This is a genomic window from Niastella sp. (assembly GCF_045805085.1).
Lineage (GTDB): Bacteria > Bacteroidota > Bacteroidia > Chitinophagales > Chitinophagaceae > Niastella.
Map to the genome: position 1 here is coordinate 1 of NZ_JBJMLX010000340.1, position 5,374 is coordinate 5,374.

Consider the following 5,374-nt stretch of genomic DNA (forward strand, 5'->3'; position numbering starts at 1 on the left):
ATACCGCCTGCCTACTGAACGATACTGCAGCCATGCTTTCACCAACAACAAAAAAAATAGTCTTTGTTACTGATTCAGTATATATAAATCAAATAAACAATAAAGAGAAAACCGGTATTGACCTAACATTAAACCATTTCACCCCTAATTCTTTTCATTTCGTATACAGCGCAAAAGCCAATACATTTTTGGTGTTGAACCAAAACCGCTACCCTTTTTGGCAGATCACCATTGATGGGCAAAAGACGCCCATTGTTCCGGTTAACAGCAGCTTTATGGGGGTAGCCATTCCGGCCGGAAAACACTTATTACATTTTGACTTCAAAGCAAATCACATCCTGATCGCCCTTTACATCAATCTTTTTATCATCTTTCTCTTTATATTTTTTGTAGCATTTAGAAAAAAACTGGCACCCCACTCCAGATAAAAAAAGAGGTTGTATCTCAATGATACAACCTCTTTTTTTAATAAGACCTTATCTGTTTACCGCATTAAATACATTTTTCCATAGCCGTTATTGAAGTACTTATCGGTATTATCGTCTTTTGACTTATACTTTTCCATTGTTTTACCATTCATGGAAGTAATAACCCGATACAGGTACACGCCATTGGCCAGTTTATCGCCATACTGATCGGTTCCATTCCACTTGTATTCGGTTATATTTCTACCAATATGCAGGGGCCCCAATTCGTTCATAGTTATTTCGCGTACGATTTTGCCGGTCACGGTCAATATCTGTACTCTTACATTTTGAGGCACTTCACTACCCGTAATGGTAAATACAAATGCAGTTGAAGTGCTGAACGGATTAGGATAATTCAGCACATTCGAGATCATTGGTTTGGAAATTACCGTAAACCCAACACGATATGCGATGTCTCCTGCTTTATTACCGCTCCTGTCTTTTCCTTTAACAACCAATTCATACAAATCGCCTTCAGGGTTAATTTGCCGGGTAAACTGTGGCGTAAATTCAATGGTAGCCGTATTGTTCGATCCGCTGGTAGCCGGTATAAAACGCAACGTATCGCCATCAAAATTATAAGTACGCAACGTACCATCCGGATATCTTACCTGCACACTACTTAATGTGGTATCGTTGAGTAGTAAATAACTGGATTCATCCGTTAATTTGATCTGAATGTGTGGTTTGGCCGAAACAATATCCTTGTTTAAGATATGCACGCCGTCAAATGTAACATCGAGCACCGGATTTTTATTATCCTGAACAACATAGAAGTTCTTATATACAAAGTTATTAAAGAGATACTGTTCCCGCTGATCGTTATCTGTGTTTGCCTCAACAAACAACAAATTATTTCCCGGGTAATCCTTTGCCTTGAATTCAAGTTGCACAATAATAGAGTCCCCTGAAATTATTGGTTTTTGTTTACGCACAAACAGGGTATGCGCTACATTGCCCCGGTCGGTAATAACAGCTTTTACTTTAATGCTGTCAAATGGAGTTTTACTAACATTTTTGAACGCAATTCCAAACTTCGCCGTTTCTCCCAGCGCCAACGTATCCTTCATGTTCACAAGGAACAGATTGGCCGCCATACTTCCTTCGGGAACGGGGTCATAAGTGATCTTCCATGACTGTAACTGAAATGGTGTTAAATGAAGGGAATCTATATTCCGCATCCGCAGTTTGATATTGGGATAAATCCGAGCATCAGCTATTGGTGATATATCAAAATTACGGGTATCCTTATCTAAAGTATATAATACCTCTTCCGTAAAATCATTTTTAATACCCACTACCTGTACCGATGGATTATCAGTAGATGGATTTTCCAGCGATACACCCTTCCAGATAACTTCTTTCCACTTTCTGGCCGGACCAAAAACGGGAGAAGTTATATACCCAATTGTATCAGGGGTTACACAATCTACGGACAGGGAAGTTTTAAGTAATCCTGGGGTAAACTTGAATACAGGCGAGTAAGTTGCGTTATCGTTCTTTTTATAAACAAAAATGAAATTCTTTGGCGAGGCCGAGTTAAATGAATCTATACCTGTTAACCCGAATTTCAAAAAGCTGTGATAAATGGAATTATATTGACCATAATAAGTGGTATCGTTCGCCCAATCCGCAGCATAGGCCTGTGGTAAATACGGATATTTTACCGGATCGCGCAGTCCTGTACGCGCCACTACGTAATAACCATCCGGAATAACATTTTCCATAAAATTCCTCATCCTGGCCCGTGATGCAGTATCTGTATAGGGATACTCGAAGTTATAATCCCTTCCGGTATAGCAATTGCCATCGCTTCCATATTGACCGGCTCCCGTAGATGGATTATAATTATTTTTCCAGGGTTGGAATGTAACCGGGTCAAATACAATGAACACTATTGAATTGTATACACAGAAATTGTGCGCTATTTGAATCCCATTCACTGTTACATCCATTTCATCTTCCTGGGTAGTGCTCGTTCCCCAGGCGCCGGTATTGACAAATAAATAGTTCGACCGGGTGCCAAACTTCCATTGCCTCGAAGCAGAATCAAGCGACATCCTTTCAGTTGTAGAGTTCAGGTGTTGAAAGTGATGAGCCTGAGCAAATCCATCTGTATTAGTACCATTCATATACATGAATGAGGAAACCAGCCATTGGTATTGGCTACCGGGATCAGGCTCTGCAGCTATCCGCCAGTAATAAACTGTGCTATCCTGGTACGTAATACCGGGGTTGATCTCAAATACACCACCCGTTGCGCTGATGGCTTTGGAGACTTTAAGCGAAGAATTAAACAATCCTGTTGTATCTACTTCCACCACATATTTACGCAGGCTGTCTAACGGATTGGCCGTAGAAGCATACAACGTTTGGGTTGGATTGTTGATAATTGCATACATGTAAGGATATACCGGCCGGGCCTCATTTTCAAAAATGAAGAACTGTTTGGTAATGGTGTTATTCGACTCAGAGATCTCATTGACCTTACTATCAGCATCAATCGTTGCAATGATCTTGTTCAAGCCCTTATCACGGGTTGAGATAATGGGCACTTCCAATGTAACGGAATCGGCATACCTGATCCCTGGTATTTTTTGACGATATAAAGTAGCCATGGAACCATTGGGATACTGTTGCTTTACTTCCAACACCACCGAATCGGGAAGCGCCTTACCAAGGTTCAACATCTTTACTTTAACAGTAAAGTGGCCTTCCGCCACAGAAATAAAGGGCGGAGTAATCGTAATCGTCTGATCTTCGATCACATAATCCGGTTTTAACTGGGCATTTATTACTATTGCCGGATCACCGTTCAATGTCATCTGCTCAGCATGCATCCGGGCATAAAAATCATTCGAGCCCGTACCATTCATCAGTTGTTGAAATGCATCACGCAGGGTAAGACCCAGGGATTTTTCATAATCAGCAGCGCCCAAACTTTCATACAAATACGACAAGTACAAATTCAAATAGTTCACTATGCCAAAATGGGTACTGGCCACAAAGGCAATACCTCCACGCTGTTTGGCCATAGTAAATTTCTCAGACAATGTTTCAATCACCTGTAACCGTGCCGGGGTATAAGTAAAAAAATCTCCTGCCTTACAACCGTTTACAAAAAACACGGGATACTTGCCCTGGTTATTATAATTGTATGGATCGTCTATATTAAACTCAAGCGTGGTGGCAGAAGAGTGTCCGAAATAATTGACAATAGAGAGCCCCTCTGCAAAATATTGCGCTAACTTTTCCGGGGAAATTTGATTCCCCGGATTGTTTGAGCCTTTACAAAACATTTGCACATGCCCCCCATACAGGGTATCTTCAATCATATGCCTATAGATATCCATGTAATTACACAGCACTGTTCCAAGAAAGGCATCGGTTGACCCGGTTATATGCACAACATTCTTCATCCATTCCCTTCCCGCAACTGTATTGGGAGCATTCTTTTGAACCTGTTCATATTCTTTTACCTTCTCCAGGTAGTCCTCAATTTCTTTTCCTGACACCACCGATAATCTGCCAATGGGGGTAGTGGCTACTGGCATAGTCAGGTCTTCGGCGCTCAACAGGTTATCAGACCCCGGATAACCAAATGTGGGCACCAGGTTCAGCAAATTATTCAGCGGATAGCTTCCGGGATTCCGGTCACCAGCCTGGTATTCGTAATAGGTTACGCCCTTTCCAATCAGGAAGATATATTCCGGCTTTTTCGCAAATTTTGCCCTGGCAAACCTGATAAAATTGCGTACAGACAAAGGATGTTTGTTAATACCAAAAGCAAACTGATCAACCAGGTCATTGATATCGACAATCAACACTTTAAAACCACCACCAGCTACCGACTCACGGTAGTTTTTATAATCCTGCACCGGGTTGTTACCAGATGTGCCGGCATATAAAATGGGGTTGGAAATTATAATGTATGTGCCCTGATTAACAGCATTATTGTAATTAATGAAATTACGGGAAGTCATTGTCGTTACCGTATTGATATTGGAGCCATCTTCACTAACTAATACCAATTGCCGGTTGGCTGCTGAACCAGGCAATGCAAACTCTGCTATTCCACCATTCATGTTGGCGGTATATCGTTCCCCATTTTTTGTATCATACAAAACAGGCTGCCCGCTACCAAAGCTAAAATTGCTGATTTGCAGAAAATAACCACCAGCTCTGGCTGGTAATTCAAACTTGAAATTAGCGGCCCCGTTAAAATCGAATGTTCGCGGGTAGGTCAATTCAAAGAAAGACACCTGCATACGGTCTAAAGAATTGCCAGATGTATTATTAAACGTTACCGTTAACGACCCGCTGCTGATACTGTTGTTATCTACGGGAGCTGTAGTGATAAGGTCATTGTAATAAGCCATCACAGTATCCTTTAAAGTAACCCCGTTTACCCGCATTACTATATTACGGTTATTGGCAGCATTACCAACAGCACCAAACTTTATGCTGGAAGCCGGGCCTGCGCTGTACACATTTAAATTAGACGCAGTTGTAGTGAGTGTTGTAGCGGGATTGATATTACCACTGGCAAAAAATTCACCTATGTCATAACTTGAAGAATATACATCAGTTCCTACATTCGATGCAAGACCAAGGTTGGGTTTGGAATTGATAGGCAGGGTATTGTTTGAAGAAGCGCCGGGATAATACACCCCCTTCGTATACATAAAATAGGGCTCGGTTGGCAATGCATTGCCCGCCACATTATTGTTCATATCCGTATACCTGAAACCCGCCCCACTGGTATTTACACTTAAAAAATAAGTGGCAGTGTCTGATTGCAGACTGTAGTAAGTGGTGTGCTGATAGGCAGGGTCCCTGTACAATGCCTTATCGGGCTTGCCATCATTTCTTTCACCCCAAAACTCGATATAACCGTTTGACGGCAA

At 41.6% G+C, this 5,374-nt stretch carries 2 protein-coding genes; one reads left to right on the top strand and one right to left on the bottom strand.

Features of this window, described 5'->3' with window-relative positions; genetic code table 11:
* Positions 1–428 (top strand): YfhO family protein (locus ACJ751_RS17895; RefSeq protein WP_407746889.1); only part of this gene is annotated, 428 nt, incomplete at its 5' end.
* A gap of 56 nt (positions 429–484) precedes the next feature.
* Here ACJ751_RS17895 and ACJ751_RS17900 read toward each other — a convergent pair.
* The coding region (locus ACJ751_RS17900; protein ID WP_407746890.1) for a C25 family cysteine peptidase at positions 485–5,374 on the bottom strand (4,890 nt) is incomplete at its 5' end.